Origin of the sequence: Cohnella faecalis, assembly GCF_003570905.1 — a bacterium.
GTDB lineage: Bacteria > Bacillota > Bacilli > Paenibacillales > Paenibacillaceae > Cohnella > Cohnella faecalis.
The window spans coordinates 505,555-519,706 of record NZ_QXJM01000039.1; the positions used below are offsets into that span (position 1 = coordinate 505,555).

General features: G+C 56.6%; 11 protein-coding genes, 1 pseudogene and 1 riboswitch. Of the genes and pseudogenes, 8 read left to right on the forward strand and 4 right to left on the reverse strand.

What is annotated here, in order from left to right:
* The first annotated feature begins 79 nt into the window (after positions 1 to 79).
* From D3H35_RS32465 to D3H35_RS15300, 5 genes are all read left to right on the forward strand, one after another.
* Positions 80 to 340 (forward strand): hypothetical protein, encoded by a 261-nt coding sequence (locus D3H35_RS32465; protein ID WP_411675156.1) that lies wholly within the window; start codon positions 80 to 82, stop codon positions 338 to 340.
* Positions 337 to 1,518, forward strand: coding sequence for a S41 family peptidase (locus D3H35_RS15285; protein ID WP_233567949.1), 1,182 nt, complete (start codon positions 337 to 339; stop codon positions 1,516 to 1,518). The genes D3H35_RS32465 and D3H35_RS15285 overlap by 4 nt, the downstream gene beginning before the upstream one ends.
* A 108-nt stretch (positions 1,519 to 1,626) precedes the next feature.
* Entirely contained in the window at positions 1,627 to 3,048 is a 1,422-nt protein-coding gene (locus tag D3H35_RS15290) for a PDZ domain-containing protein (protein WP_119150156.1), read from the forward strand.
* A 45-nt stretch (positions 3,049 to 3,093) separates the two neighbouring features.
* A riboswitch (guanidine-I (ykkC/yxkD leader) is annotated at positions 3,094 to 3,206 on the forward strand.
* A gap of 139 nt (positions 3,207 to 3,345) precedes the next feature.
* Positions 3,346 to 3,687 carry a DMT family transporter gene (locus D3H35_RS15295; protein WP_119150157.1) on the forward strand — a complete coding sequence of 114 codons (342 nt, stop codon included), beginning with the start codon at positions 3,346 to 3,348 and terminating at the stop codon, positions 3,685 to 3,687.
* Positions 3,687 to 4,001, forward strand: coding sequence for a DMT family transporter (locus D3H35_RS15300; protein ID WP_119150158.1), 315 nt, complete (start codon positions 3,687 to 3,689; stop codon positions 3,999 to 4,001). The genes D3H35_RS15295 and D3H35_RS15300 overlap by 1 nt, the downstream gene beginning before the upstream one ends.
* Before the next feature lie 62 nt (positions 4,002 to 4,063).
* Here the strand turns inward: D3H35_RS15300 and D3H35_RS15305 are convergent, their stop codons facing one another.
* The 4 genes from D3H35_RS15305 to D3H35_RS15320 form a co-directional block, all read right to left on the reverse strand.
* Positions 4,064 to 5,185 (reverse strand): TFIIB-type zinc ribbon-containing protein, encoded by a 1,122-nt coding sequence (locus tag D3H35_RS15305; protein WP_119150159.1) that lies wholly within the window; start codon positions 5,183 to 5,185, stop codon positions 4,064 to 4,066.
* Entirely contained in the window at positions 5,182 to 6,327 is a 1,146-nt protein-coding gene (locus D3H35_RS15310) for an SPFH domain-containing protein (RefSeq protein WP_119150160.1), read from the reverse strand. The genes D3H35_RS15305 and D3H35_RS15310 overlap by 4 nt, the downstream gene beginning before the upstream one ends.
* 479 nt (positions 6,328 to 6,806) lie before the next feature.
* Positions 6,807 to 7,589, reverse strand: a complete 783-nt coding sequence (locus D3H35_RS15315; RefSeq protein ID WP_119150161.1) for an OmpA/MotB family protein — start codon at positions 7,587 to 7,589, stop codon at positions 6,807 to 6,809.
* Entirely contained in the window at positions 7,573 to 8,418 is an 846-nt protein-coding gene (locus D3H35_RS15320; RefSeq protein ID WP_119150162.1) for a flagellar motor protein, read from the reverse strand. Before D3H35_RS15320 ends, D3H35_RS15315 begins: the two co-directional genes overlap by 17 nt.
* Before the next feature lie 157 nt (positions 8,419 to 8,575).
* On the opposite strand from D3H35_RS15320, the gene uvrB reads away from it, so the two are divergent.
* From uvrB to uvrA, 3 genes and pseudogenes are all read left to right on the forward strand, one after another.
* Positions 8,576 to 10,576, forward strand: coding sequence for an excinuclease ABC subunit UvrB (gene uvrB / locus D3H35_RS15325; protein ID WP_119150163.1), 2,001 nt, complete (start codon positions 8,576 to 8,578; stop codon positions 10,574 to 10,576).
* 78 nt (positions 10,577 to 10,654) lie between these two features.
* Complete coding sequence (locus D3H35_RS15330) at positions 10,655 to 10,978, forward strand: hypothetical protein (RefSeq protein ID WP_119150164.1); 324 nt, start codon at positions 10,655 to 10,657, stop codon at positions 10,976 to 10,978.
* Between the two features lie 144 nt (positions 10,979 to 11,122).
* Positions 11,123 to 13,979 (forward strand): annotated as a pseudogene (uvrA, locus tag D3H35_RS15335) (excinuclease ABC subunit UvrA).
* Positions 13,980 to 14,152 lie beyond the last annotated feature (173 nt).

Consider the following 14,152-nt stretch of genomic DNA (forward strand, 5'->3'; position numbering starts at 1 on the left):
GCTTGTCATAATATAGAGGCGATGCCGGTTTGGGGGAGTGGGGAACGTGTGGATTAGGGGACGCACCGTTTTGGCGCTAATGGTACTCATGGCTGTATCGGCCAGTGCAATAACGGTTGTCTCGCTGCGAGGACCCGGTTGGGACGAGGATTCGGACGTCGCGGGAGCGGCTGCGACGACCTCGGGAGAAGGGTGGAAGCCGCAAGAGCTGAACAAAATGAATAAAGTTCTTGATTTGATCGAGCAGCGATATTTGCTTCCGATTTCGCGAGGGACGCTGCTCGATGGCGCTCTTCAAGGAATGATGGAGGCGCTCGGGACCCGTATTCGACTTATATGACGGAAGAAGAAGCGTCCAAATTTACGGATACGGTGCAAGGAGCGTTCACCGGGATCGGCGCGGATTTGAAGATCGATAACGGCTCAGTCGTCGTCGTTTCCCCGATCAAGGGATCGCCGGCGGATCGGGCGGGGCTTCAACCGCGGGACGTTCTTCTTACGGTGAACGGCGACAGTCTCCAAGGAATGACGCTTGGCGAAGCCGTCGCGAAAATCCGCGGACCCAAAGGAACGAAGGCAAAGCTCAAGGTGCTCCGTCCCGGCGTTAATGCTCCGATCGAGCTGGAGCTTGTCAGGGACCGGATCGATCTGGAGACGGTGCATGGCCAAATAGACAAGGACGGAATCGGGCGGCTTTCGATCAACCAATTCACGTTCGATACCCCGAAGCAATTCGAGACCGAGCTTAAGGCGCTGGAGGAGCAAGGCTTGAAATCGCTCGTCATCGATGTTCGCAATAATCCCGGCGGCGTACTCCAAGCGGCGTTGCTCGTAGCGCAGACATTCGTTCCCGAAGGGAAGCCTCTCATGTACTACGAATATAGGGATGGGCAAAAGAAGCCGGAGCTGTCCGGCGGCAATGAGGACGGGAGCAAAGCTTATCCGATCTTCGTCCTTGTGAACAAAGGAAGCGCGAGCGCGGCGGAAGTGCTGGCGGGAGCGCTAAAGCAATCGGCCGGCGCCGTCCTCGTCGGAGAAACGACGTACGGCAAGGGTGTCGTCCAGTCAAGCTATGACGAAGAGCTGGGGGACGGAAGTCTCGTGAAGCTGACCATATCGAAGTGGCTCCTTCCGGACGGAACCTGGATCGGGAAGAAGGGCATCGAGCCCGATGTCCCGGTAACGCAGCCCGCTTATTTTCTGGCAACGAAGCTGCCGAGGGATCATGAGCTAAAGCTCGATTCGACGGGCGGCGAAATCGAAAATTTACAACAAATATTGAAAGGCGTCGGATTTCCCGCCGATCGGGAGGACGGCTACTTCAGCAAAGATACGGAAACGGCGGTGAAGTCGTTCCAACGGCAACACGAGCTCGGCATAACCGGAATTGTGGACGAGAAGACGGCCGAGAAGCTGGAAGCGACTTTGTATGAACAGACACTGCAAAATCCGGATGCGGATACCCAGTGGCAGGCCGCCCTTCGAAAGGCGCGGGAGAAGCTCGGAATCGCTTCGTAGCGGGGCAGGATTTTAAGCGGTTTCGTCGAATACTTAGGAGGTTGACGACTTAGTCAGCTTCCTTTTTTTATTTGGACATCACGCATTCGCGGAGGGAGGAACGTTTGTTTGGATCCTCTATTGGACGTACTGAAGGAAGCGGGAGAAGCCGTCATTAGGCTGTTTGCGCTTCCGTATATATATATCGCAATAGCGATGGTATGGTGGCATGCAAGGCAAGGGGTCATTCTTCAACGCCGGCTGTTCCACGTCAGACTATACGGTTCCTTGTCGTTGACATTGTCCAGACTGGGCGCAGGGGTGGCGGTCGGCCTGGTTTTGTCGGCGGCAAGCTTCGGCGTAGGAGCGAAGCTGAACTCGGACACCATTTTGTGCATTTGGCTCGCGATGTTCGTTCTGGCCGTGTTCCGGCTCCGTTACATTTGTTTGGCTTATGCGGCCGGAGCGATCGGGGTCGCTCAAGCGATAGCGCGGAAAACGCTGCCCGACGGCTATGACGGCTTGTTTGCCCGTTCCTTCGAGGCTTTAGGCGGAGTCGATATAGCGAGCTTGCTGTTTCTTGCGGGTCTCCTTCATATTGCCGAAGGTCTGCTCGTCCGCTTTCAAAGCTCGAAAATGGCTATACCGCTGTTCATGGAAGGCAAACGCGGAAAGCCTGTCGGGGCTTATGCGTTGTCCGGAGTGTGGCCGATACCGCTCCTATGGCTAATTCCGTCGGCTTCTTCGGCCGAGGGGTTTACGTTGCCATGGGCGCCGCTATTGGGAGATGGCGCGGCCAGTTGGGCGCTGCTTGCCTTTCCCGTGCTGATCGGCTTCAGCGACCGGACGGAGACGTTCTGGCCGGAACAGAAAGCCCGCGCTTCCGGAAATGCGCTTATTCTATACGGAGCGCTGGTCGCAGCGCTTGCGGCCGGCGCTCAATGGTGGACTCCGCTCGGAGTTATTGCGGCGGTCGCCGCTTTCTTGCTTCACGAAGGGCTCGTATTATGGAGCAGGTGGAGGGAGAAGGGCCGCAACCCGATTTTCGCGCAAGACGGATCGGGGGTTAAGGTGTTAGCCGTGCTGCCGGGTACGCCCGCAGCCGAAATGGGTCTTGTCGCCGGCGAGACAATCAAGAAGCTGAACGGCTCTATCGTGCGGACGAAGGAGCAGCTGCATGCGGCATTGCAGCTTCAGTCGGCTTTTTGCAAAATGGAAGTGGTAAATCGCGACGGCCACGTGAAGTTCGTCCAGCGGGCGCGATACGCGGGAGAGCATTACCAATTGGGGCTCGTTCTGGCTCCGGATGAGGACGTCGATTTCGTAGCGGCGCCGCGATCGGCATCGATTTGGCAAGGGCTGAGGAACGCCGGAGCGCGTCCAAGGAACGGGGCGTCCTGGCAAGCGGCGCAAGCGGAGCTTGCGGCGGCTCGGGAGCTGGACGCTGCGAAGGAAGCGGAGAGAGAAGCGGCCGAAGCCGCTGCCGCGGCGCTGGCCGAGCCTGAGGTCGATCCCGGATTGCCGCCGCGCAAGGAAAGAAAAAACAGTTGACTTCACATCCGATGTGAAGTATTCTTGGTTGACGATCAACGACAGTTGAAGGTTTCCTAGGGTTCCACGGCGCAGCATGGCTGCTCCGGCTCGGTCCGAGAGGGAACGCGCCCGCCGCGACGGCGAGGCGAACACGGAGGGATAAAAGCCCGGGAGTATCGTTAATTCCTGCGACTGGAGCGGCGGATGCCGCCGACCGGACGCGGGCATCGACGAGATGCTCCCGGGCTTTTTTGCGTCGAACGGAGCGGCTGCGTTTTTCCGGGAATAGTAAATCGAGCGGAGGTGCGGGTACGAATGAATCGTTATTGGCTATGGCTGGTCGTAGCGGGGCTTAGCGAAATCGGCTGGGTGTCGGGACTGAAGCACGCTTCGAACGTTTGGGAGTGGGCGTTGACGCTAATCGCTATCGCGTTCAGCTTTTGGACGCTTCTGGCGGTATCCAAAATATTGCCGGTCGGAACGGTGTATGCCGTGTTTACGGGGATTGGAGCTGCGGGAACGGTGCTGTCGGAAGCTCTGCTGTTTCATTCTACTTTGGAGCCGGCGAAGCTGACGCTCGTCATTCTTCTTATTATCGGGATCGGCGGCTTGAAGATGACGACAAGCAAGACCGCCTCGGATGAGGAGGTATCGTAATGGCTTGGGTTGCGCTCGTATTTGCGGGGTTGTTTGAAGTGGTGGGCGTTCTCGGTATTAATCGTTGGAAGGAGCGTCGCGACGCTATCGGAATTACGCTTCTCGTAGGAGGCTTCGCGCTTAGCTTCGTTCTCCTTACGATAGCAATGAATTCTTTGTCGATGGGGACCGCTTATGCAATCTGGACAGGCATTGGAACAATTGGAGGCACGGCTGTCGGAATGGCGTTTTTCGGAGAGTCCCGCAAGCCCGTCCGCCTCTTTTTTCTCGGGCTTGTCGTCGTCTCCGCCATCGGCTTGAAGCTAATCGAGTAGCACAAACGGCGACAGCCCGTGTCTCTCCCGGAAAGGAGCGGCACGGGCTGTTCTCGTGACGGTCAAGGTGTCTGGCTGTTTCCGTATATCCAGAGAGCGCCTATAGCCGCCGCCAGACAAGCGAGCACGAAGAATGTGATTTTCCACGGGCTGCGAGGAACGCGGCCGGATACGGTTCCGGTCTGGCCGTTCACCATGTAACGATAAGATTTCGACCGGTAGGAATAGGTCGCGTTCCATACGGGCAGCAAAAGGTGCTTGTACGTGATGTCGCCATAGTTGGTGCGAATGTTCAGGTTGCGGATTTCGTCGCCGCCGATTTGACGGCGAACGTCGTCGCGGATTTGATCGTCGGCTTCGGCTTGCGCATACGTCCAGCCTTGGCTCTTGGATACCGAATACCTCTCCGCGATGAAGCCGCTTAAATATTCGGGCTTGTAGCCGGTTAATCGGCCGAGATCGAAATCGCCGAGCTTCCGCAGAAGGTCCTTATCGTAATAGCCGGACGCCGGGATGAGGATGTCGTCGAACGCTCGGTCGTAATCGCCTTTCGTCCAATGCCATACCGTATAGCGAACCTGCTCGGTGTACGTCTCTGACTTGCCGTTCACGACGCGTGTCCGGGTTTCCGTCCTGTAATGATAAATGCCGACTTCGGCTGAATAGACCGAATATGTGCTCGTATCGTATGTCCAGTAAGGAATATAAATGCCATTAAGCTTCGAGCTGATGTTCTGTTTCTTGAACGCGTTCGGCACGAACCAACGCTTGCCCTTCCATTTGCGAAACAGTTCGGCCGCTCCATCAAGCGAGACGTGGAACGGAATGACCGATTCCGGACGAATGCCGCTGCGTGCTTCGCCTTGCGGAAGCACTTTCGGGGAGCCGCAGAAGGCGCATTGGGTCGCCGTCTGCCGGAGGGGGATGAGGCTTTCTCCACCGCAGCTTTCGCAGCGGACGCTTTGCTGCTCCGTTCCCCAATCGAGAAGCTCCGCGCTATCCTCTTCTTCCGCGAACGGATGCTCTCGCGGCTCCTCCATCAAATGTTCAATTGTTCGCTCCCCGCCGCAATATTGGCATTTCAATGCTTGACTCTCGGTATCGAACTGCATGGAACCGCCGCACCCCGGGCAAGGGAAGCTGGCGACGGCGGTAGGCGGGGGCGTATGGGCATCCATCGTCATCCGCCGTTAACCTTCGATCCGCAGCCGGAGCAGAACTTGGCCGCAGCGGAAGCTTCTTGCCCGCATTCGGAGCAGAATCGCTTCTCCGGACGGGGAGTTCCGCATTCCGGGCAGAACTTCTGAGCGGGAAGCAGAGCATGGCTGCATTGGGCGCAAGGAACGGTGGCCGCCGAGGAAGCCGGGTCCGTTGGAGATGACGGCGCGGAAGCGGCGGCCGATGCTGACGAAGCCGTTGTCGAGCGGTCGGGCGAAGCCGGGGCCTGCGGAGGGCTCGCGGGTTCGGACGGCTTGTTCATCATCTGTCCGAACATTTGGCCAAGCGCCATGCCCGCGCCGAGCCCTGCGCCCGTTCCGGCCGCGCCGCCCTCGGGGTTGTTCGCGGCCTCGCGGATCGCTTCGGCCGCTTGGTATTTCATATAGTTGTCGAGATTGCCGGCGATGTTCATGGACGATTTGCGGTCGATCATCTGCTCGACCTCCGGCGGGAGAGACAGGTTCTCGATCGTAATGCCGGTAAGCGCCAGCCCGAATGCCTCGAATCGGCTTTGCAGCCGATCGATCGCTTGCTGGCCGAGCTCATCGTAAGAGCTTGCCAGATCCGCAACCGGAATTTTCGTCTCTCCGAGCAGATCGCTTAGTCCGGACACGATAACGCTTTTGAAAAATCCGGCGATGCTGTCGGTCGTGAAATCTTGCTTCGTTCCGAATAGCTCCTTGAGGAAAGCCGCAGGATCTTTCACTTTGAGGGAGTAAACGCCGAAGCCTCGGAGACGGATCATGCCGAATTCCGGATCGCGCATAATGACCGGGTTCGTCGTACCCCATTTGAGATCGGTGAAATTAGTTGTGTTAACGAAATAGACATCCGCCTTGAACGGCGAGTTGAACGCGTATTTCCAGGAACGGAGCGCCGTCAGAACAGGCATGTTCTGCGTGCTTAGAGTATAGGTGCCGGGGCCGAACACGTCGGCGATCTGGCCTTCGTTGACGAAGATAGCGGCTTGCGATTCCCGCACGATCAGCTTCGCGCCCATCTTGATAGCATTGTCGTAGGCCGGAAAGCGGTACACGAGGACGCCGCGATCGTCGAGCCATTCGATAACTTCGATAAACTGGCCTTTAATGAATGAGAACAATCCCATGCGATTGGTCACCCTCCGTAAAATGCGACTTCATTGCAATCATACGACATTTTGAGTCAAAAATGCAGGGGGAACACATTTGCAGGAGCAATTGCCTGTTCCGGCCCCTTGTAGACATGACCAATAAAACGAATTTTTCGTCCTATTTGTTCCAAGTGACAGTTGGAGGGCGTTATAAGACGATTTTTTATCGCTATTCCTCGTGCGGCAGTCGAATTGAAAGGGCGAGCAATGCCATAAGACGAATTTTTCGTCCTATACCTTCATTTTTAAGTCGGGAAAACGAAATAGAGTGGATTTATCGTCTTATGATCGTCGTATGAATGAACGTATGTTTTTATCCACTGGACAAAGATCGCAACGAGGCAGGAAGCGGTCGTCCGTTACGGAACATGCCGGGTCCGGTTTGAAAAGGGATCGTTCCCGGGACGGTTTTCCGCCTCCAGGAACAATCCCTTTCTGGTATTGCTGCTGGTAACCTAGCCTTCGTTCGACGTCGCTTGGCGCAGAACGAGAATTTCGACTCGCCTATTTTTTTGCCTGTTTGCTTCGCTGTCGTTCTTCGCGATCGGCCTAGTGTCGGCATACCCGGCGACCTCGAATTTGTCCTCGACCACCTTGCGCGTATCGACGAAATAGCGCAGCACCGAGAGCGCTCGGCCGGCGGATAGCCCCCAGTTGTCCTGGAAGGAGCCTCCGGCCTGAATCGGCAAATTGTCGGTATGCCCTTGTATCGAAATCGTCGTGTCCAGCTTGTCGAACAGACTGGACAGCCGATCCAGAATCGGCAGCGCCGGCTTCTTCAAATCCGCTTTGCCGAGATCGAACAGGAAGACGTCCGACAGCCGGATCGCGATCCCCTTGGGCGTATCCTCGACGAATACTTGCTGTTCCAGATGGTTGGTCTTTACGTATTGCTGAATGATCTTGAGCAAGTCCTGAAGCTCCTGCTCCTTGATCCGGTCCTCGTCGCGCTGCGGATCGTCAGATGGCGTCGCCGACGGAGGCGGAGTTTCATATTTCGATCGATCGACCGCGCCCGTAATGCCGGTTCCGAGCTCGACGACGCTGTCCGCTTTGCGGAATTGGTGAGTCAGCGACTCGGCGAGCGTGTCGTACTTTTTGACGTCGATTTGACTCATCGCATACAGCACAACGAAAAAAATGAGGAGCAGCGTGATCAAGTCGGCGTACGTGATCAGCCACCGCTCGTGATTCTCGTGAGAGGCGCCATTGCGTCTGCGTTTACCGCGTCTGGGCATCTAGAGTCACCTTCTTGTCCGCCGCGTTCTCTTTCGCCGATTCCTCCGTTTTGACGGGTACGGGCGCGTCGGCTTCGTCCATCAGCATGAAGGCAACCAGTTTTTTGCGAATCAGATTAGGGTTTTCTCCCGCCTGAATGCCGAGAATTCCCTCCAGCATAAGCTCCATGACGTGCACTTGCTCGGCAATCCGCGATCTGATCTTCGCCGCGAGAGGGAGATACAAAATATTCGCCGAGGCGACACCGTACAAGGTGGCGGTGAACGCAACCGCTATTGCAGGGCCTAGAGTCGAAGGATCCGCCAAGCCGCCCAGCACGTGGATGAGTCCCATAACCGTTCCGATAATCCCCATCGTTGGAGCATATCCGCCGGCCGATTCGAAAATTTTCGCCTGCTGCTCCAGCTTTTGCTCCATCGCGTCGATTTCGACCTCAAGTATTTGCCGGTTCAAATCCGGGTCCGTACCGTCGACGACCATCTGAAGCCCGTCCCGCAAAAAACGGTTCGGGTGATCGGCCGCGCGAGTCTCCAACGCCAGCACTCCTTCGCGCCGGGCGATCGTGGCGTATTCCACCATATCTTCGATAAGCTGGGCCGGATTTTCCACCTGCGGACGGAACGCCAGACGCAGCGCATCGGGTATTTTACGCAAGCGGGACCAAGGGAAGCTGATCGCGACGGCCGCGAAAGTTCCTCCGAAGACGATCAGCACCGCCGTGATTTCGAATAATCCTCCAATATGGCCGCCTTCCCATAGGAACCCTCCTATGATGGCCGCCAGCCCTGCCAAGATTCCGAGTGACGATGTTTTGTCGAGACGATTCATTCCGTAATTCGCTCCTTTTGACGACACTTCCCCAAATCGATATAATACATGGGAACAAACATTCTATTTGGCAAATGCTTTGTACTTTATATCGGGATTTTCCATTGAAAATCCCATAGGCCGAAAGTCTTGAGACTATTGGAGGTGGAAGCGGGATATGGCAGCAGATAACGAACGGCAGGGTACTTTTCACCTCGTGTCGGAGTATTCGCCGCAAGGAGACCAGCCGGAAGCGATCAGGCAGCTCGCGGAAGGTATTGTAAAAGGGAAGAAGCACCAGACTCTGCTCGGGGCGACTGGCACGGGGAAGACGTTCACGATCGCGCAAACGATCGCGAAGGTCGGCAAGCCGACGCTCATAATCGCACACAACAAGACGCTCGCGGCTCAGCTGTGCAGCGAGTTCAAGGAATTTTTTCCGGACAACGCGGTGGAGTATTTCGTCAGCTACTACGACTATTACCAGCCCGAGGCGTATATCCCTTCCACGGACACTTATATTGAAAAAGATTCGAGCATCAACGACGAGATCGACAAGCTGCGCCACTCCGCGACGTCTTCCTTGTTCGAGAGACGCGACGTTATCGTCGTAGCCAGCGTATCGTGCATCTACGGTCTCGGTTCTCCGGAGGAGTATCGCGATTTGCGGCTCAGTCTCAGAACGGGCATGGAACGGTCGCGCAACGCGATTCTTCATAAGCTGGTCGACATTCAATATCAGCGCAACGATTTGAACTTTATTCGCGGAACGTTCCGGGTTCGGGGCGACGTGGTGGAAATATTTCCGGTTTCGCGCGGCGACAGAGCGATCCGGGTTGAGCTGTTCGGCGACGAGATTGAGCGGATTTCGGAGATCGACGTGCTTACGGGCGAAGTGCTGGGCGAGCGCGAGCATGTCACCATATTCCCGGCGTCTCACTTTGTGACCGCGGAAGAGAAGATGAAGCTGGCCATGGTGGACATCGAGAAGGAGCTGGAGGAGCGGCTCGCCGAGCTTCGCGAAGGAGGCAAGCTGCTGGAGGCGCAGAGGCTCGAGCAGCGGACGAGATACGATCTCGAGATGATGGCCGAGATGGGCTTTTGCTCCGGCATCGAGAACTACTCGGGCCCTTTGACGTTCCGCGAGAGGGGAGCTACTCCTTATACGCTGATGGACTTTTTTCCGGACGACTACTTGATCGTTATCGACGAGTCCCATGTGACGCTTCCGCAAGTGCGGGCCATGTACAACGGCGACCAAGCGCGCAAGAGCGTGCTCGTCGACCACGGGTTCCGTCTGCCTTCGGCGAAGGACAACCGCCCGCTTAAATTCGAGGAATTCGAGAAGAAGGCAAAGCAGCTCGTCTACGTGTCCGCGACTCCGGGGCCTTACGAGCTGGAGCTTTGCCCGGAAATGGTCCAGCAGATCATACGGCCGACCGGACTCGTCGATCCCGTCATCGAGGTGCGCTCGACGAAGGGGCAAATCGACGATTTGCTTGGGGAAATCCGCACCCGAGTCGCCAAGGACGAGCGCGTGCTCGTGACCACTCTGACGAAAAAAATGTCCGAGGACTTGACCGACTACCTGAAGGAGGTCGGCATCAAGGTCCGGTATTTGCATTCCGATATTAAGACGCTGGAGCGGATGGCGATTTTGCGCGATTTGCGCCTCGGCACGTTCGATGTGCTCGTCGGCATCAATCTGCTGCGGGAAGGACTCGATCTTCCCGAGGTTACGCTAGTTGCGATTCTCGACGCGGACAAGGAAGGCTTTCTGCGGGCGGAGCGCTCGCTCATCCAGACGATTGGCCGGGCCGCGCGCAACTCCGAAGGCCGGGTTATCATGTACGGAGACAAGATCACCGATTCGATGGAGAAAGCGATCGGGGAGACGGAGCGCCGCCGCGCCATTCAAACCGCCTATAACGAGAAGCACGGCATAACGCCGCAGACGATTCGAAAAAAAGTGCGCGACGTTATCGAGGCGACCAAGGTGGCGGAGGCGAAGGCGAGCTATTTGACCGGCGCGGACAACATCGGGAAGCTGTCGAAAAAGGATCGTATCGGTGTGATCGAGCGTCTGGAGGCGGAAATGAAGGAAGCTGCGAAAAGCTTGCAGTTCGAGCGGGCGGCCGAGCTTCGCGACGCCTTGCTTGAGCTTAAAGCAGGGCTATAGCTCTCGCCGATTGTCGAAACATTGGCAGTGACTGCTGTCTTGCAGGCAGGTTACAATAGGTAAGAGGAGTGTGCCGGGATGAGCGAAAAACTGCTGAATGAAGTGCTGGGAGAATTGCGGGCCTTCAAGTCCGAGTTTCGGGAATTCAAGTCCGAGATGCTGGACTTCAAGACTGAGATGCTGGACTTCAAGTTTGAGATGCAGGACTTCAAGCTGGATACGGAAATCAGATTGGAGCGCACCGAGTCGAAAATCGACCGGCTGGAGCGCAAGCTGGACGCCACCTTCGAGCAAGTCGTTCGCAACACCGAGCACGATTCCAAATGGAACGAAATTGCGGTTTCCGTAGAGGAGCAGCAAACAGACATCAAAATTCTTAAAAAGCTTGCGGCGGGCGGATGAAACCGTACGTAAGAATTAATTCCATATTTGCAACAAATGCCGCACTTCGCTATAATGAATGGGAACACACATTCTTATCGGTGGACGACTGCGGCCGGCATGCTCCTACGCCACGCCGCGCTGTCGCGAAAGGGGCTTTTTTGCTTGGCCAACGAGAATATCGTCATTAAGGGCGCTCGCGCCCACAATTTGAAGAATATCGACGTCACCATCCCCCGCGACAAGTTCGTGGTGCTCACGGGGCTGTCCGGCTCCGGCAAGTCGTCCCTTGCATTTGATACGATTTACGCGGAGGGACAGCGTCGCTACGTTGAATCGCTGTCCGCGTACGCGCGCCAATTTTTGGGCCAGATGGACAAGCCGGACGTCGATTCGATAGACGGCTTGTCGCCGGCTATTTCCATCGACCAGAAGACGACGAGCCGCAACCCTCGCTCCACCGTCGGAACGGTAACGGAGATTTACGATTATTTGCGGCTGCTCTTCGCTCGGATCGGCAGGCCGCATTGTCCCGACCACGGTGTGGAGATCAGCGCTCAGACCGTCGAGCAGATGGTCGACCGTATCATGGAATATCCGGAACGGACCAAGCTGCAGATTTTGGCTCCGATCGTTTCGGGCCGCAAGGGCGAGCATAGCAAGCTTCTGGCCGACGTGCAGAAGCAAGGCTTCGTTCGGGTGCGCGTGAACGGCGAAATCCGCGACCTGTCCGAGAAGATTGAGCTTGAGAAGAACAAGAAGCATTCCATCGAGGTCGTCGTCGACCGGATCGTCGTGAAGAGCGACGTCGCGGCTCGTCTGGCCGACTCGTTGGAGACGGCGTTGAAGCTGTCGGAAGGCAAAGTGCTCGTCGACGTGATCGACAAGGAAGAGCTGATGTTCAACTCCAATCTCGCTTGCCCGGTATGCGGCTTCTCCATCGACGAGCTCGCCCCCGCATGTTCTCGTTCAACTCGCCGTTCGGCGCGTGTCCGGAGTGCGACGGGCTCGGCGTGAAGATGGTCATCGATTCCGACCTGCTCATTCCCGACCGAACGAAAAGCATCGATGACGGCGCATTCGAAGCATGGGCGGGCAGCACGTCGAACTACTATCCTCAATTTTTGGCCGCCGTTTGCGGTCATTACGGCATATCGACCGACAAGCCTGTCGACGAATTGGATGACAAGCAGCTCAAAATTATTTTGAACGGAACCGGCGGGGAGAAGATTCGTTTCCGCTACGAGAATGAGTTCGGCCATACCCGCGACGCGCAGGTTCCGTTCGAAGGAATCGTTCACAATTTGGAGCGGCGCTACCGGGAGACGGCGTCGGAAGGCATTCGCGAATTCATCCAAGAGTACATGAGCGCGAAGCCGTGCGCCAAGTGCCATGGCCACCGACTCAAGAAGGAATCGCTGGCAGTTACGATTGGGAAGCAGAATATGGCTTACGTTACGTCGTTGTCTATCGGAGACGCGCAACGCTTTTTCGACGGGTTGGAGCTGAGCGACAAAGAATTGGCGATTGGGAATCTGGTTCTTAAGGAGATTAACAATCGTCTCGGTTTTCTCGTGAACGTCGGACTTAACTATTTGACGCTGTCCGCGCGGCGGGAACGTTGTCGGGAGGCGAAGCTCAGCGCATCAGGCTAGCTACCCAGATCGGCTCCAGCCTGATGGGTGTCCTCTACATTCTCGACGAACCGAGCATTGGGCTCCATCAACGGGACAACGATCGACTCATTCAGACGCTTGCGCACATGCGGGATCTCGGCAATACGCTTATCGTCGTCGAGCACGACGAGGATACGATGATGGCGGCGGATTACATCATCGACATCGGTCCCGGAGCCGGCAAGCATGGCGGTCAGGTGATTGCGAAGGGAACGCCGAAGGAAGTGATGGCCGACGAGAATTCGTTGACCGGAGCTTACTTGAGCGGGCGCAAATTTATTCCGGTGCCGCTTGCCCGGCGCAAGCCCGGCGACAACTGGCTGGAAGTGAAGGGCGCGAAGGAGAACAATCTGAAGAACTTGAACGTCAAGTTTCCGCTTGGAGTGTTCACCGCAGTGACGGGTGTGTCCGGCTCCGGCAAATCGACGCTCGTCAACGAAATTTTGTATAAGACGCTGGCCCGCGATTTGAACAAGGCGAAGACTCGTCCGGGCGAATACAAGGAATTTCTCGGACTGGAGCACTTGGAGAAAGTTATCGATATCGACCAGTCTCCGATCGGGCGGACGCCAAGATCCAATCCGGCTACCTACACCGGAGTGTTCGACGACATCCGCGGCGTGTACGAGATGACGAACGAAGCGAAGGTGCGCGGTTACAAGAAAGGCCGCTTCAGCTTTAACGTAAAGGGCGGCCGTTGCGAAGCCTGCAAAGGCGACGGAATTATCAAGATCGAGATGCACTTCCTCCCGGACGTATACGTGCCGTGCGAGGTATGCAAAGGCAAGCGGTACAATCGCGAGACGCTGGAAGTGAAATACAAAGGCAAAAGCATCGCGGAAGTGCTCGAAATGACAATCGAGGACGCAACCGAATTTTTTCAGAACATTCCTCGCATTCACCGGAAGTTCCAGACGCTCATGGACGTCGGACTCGGTTACATGGACGTCGGTCAGCCGGCGACGACGCTTTCGGGCGGCGAAGCGCAGAGGGTGAAGCTTGCGGCCGAGCTTTACCGCCGCAGCACGGGCAAGACGCTGTACATTCTCGATGAGCCGACGACCGGATTGCATGTCGACGACATCGACCGTCTGCTGCATGTGCTCCACCGGCTGGTCGACTCCGGCGAGAGTGTGCTCGTTATCGAGCATAATCTGGACGTTATCAAGACGGCCGATTACTTGGTCGACCTCGGACCGGAGGGCGGCAGCGGCGGCGGAACGATCGTCGCTACCGGAACGCCGGAGCAGGTGGCGAAGAACGGCAAGTCGTACACCGGCCATTATCTCGGTCCGATTCTCGAACGGGACCGGGCGCGTACGGAAGCGTCGTTGGCCAACGTATAGCAATAGCGAGCATAGAAGAGAGACCGAGGGCGCTGTGGCGCTGCGACCGCGAGAGGGAAGCTTGAGAAAGCGCCCTCTCTTGGATCGCAGTTTATCGCAGCTCTGCGGTCTCTTTTTTGCGAGCGAGGTACTAATACTCCTTGCAGCGGAATGAAGTATTTCGCAGATCTATC

Bases quoted from the DNA above. Each gene is read 5' to 3' on its own strand.
- D3H35_RS32465 (WP_411675156.1), top strand. From the start codon at position 80: ATGGTACTCATGGCTGTATCGGCCAGTGCAATAACGGTTGTCTCGCTG.
- D3H35_RS15285 (WP_233567949.1), top strand. From the start codon at position 337: ATGACGGAAGAAGAAGCGTCCAAATTTACGGATACGGTGCAAGGAGCG.
- D3H35_RS15295 (WP_119150157.1), top strand. From the start codon at position 3,346: ATGAATCGTTATTGGCTATGGCTGGTCGTAGCGGGGCTTAGCGAAATC.
- D3H35_RS15300 (WP_119150158.1), top strand. From the start codon at position 3,687: ATGGCTTGGGTTGCGCTCGTATTTGCGGGGTTGTTTGAAGTGGTGGGC.
- D3H35_RS15305 (WP_119150159.1), bottom strand. From the start codon at position 5,185: ATGACGATGGATGCCCATACGCCCCCGCCTACCGCCGTCGCCAGCTTC.
- D3H35_RS15310 (WP_119150160.1), bottom strand. From the start codon at position 6,327: ATGGGATTGTTCTCATTCATTAAAGGCCAGTTTATCGAAGTTATCGAA.
- D3H35_RS15315 (WP_119150161.1), bottom strand. From the start codon at position 7,589: ATGCCCAGACGCGGTAAACGCAGACGCAATGGCGCCTCTCACGAGAAT.
- D3H35_RS15320 (WP_119150162.1), bottom strand. From the start codon at position 8,418: ATGAATCGTCTCGACAAAACATCGTCACTCGGAATCTTGGCAGGGCTG.
- uvrB (WP_119150163.1), top strand. From the start codon at position 8,576: ATGGCAGCAGATAACGAACGGCAGGGTACTTTTCACCTCGTGTCGGAG.
- D3H35_RS15330 (WP_119150164.1), top strand. From the start codon at position 10,655: ATGAGCGAAAAACTGCTGAATGAAGTGCTGGGAGAATTGCGGGCCTTC.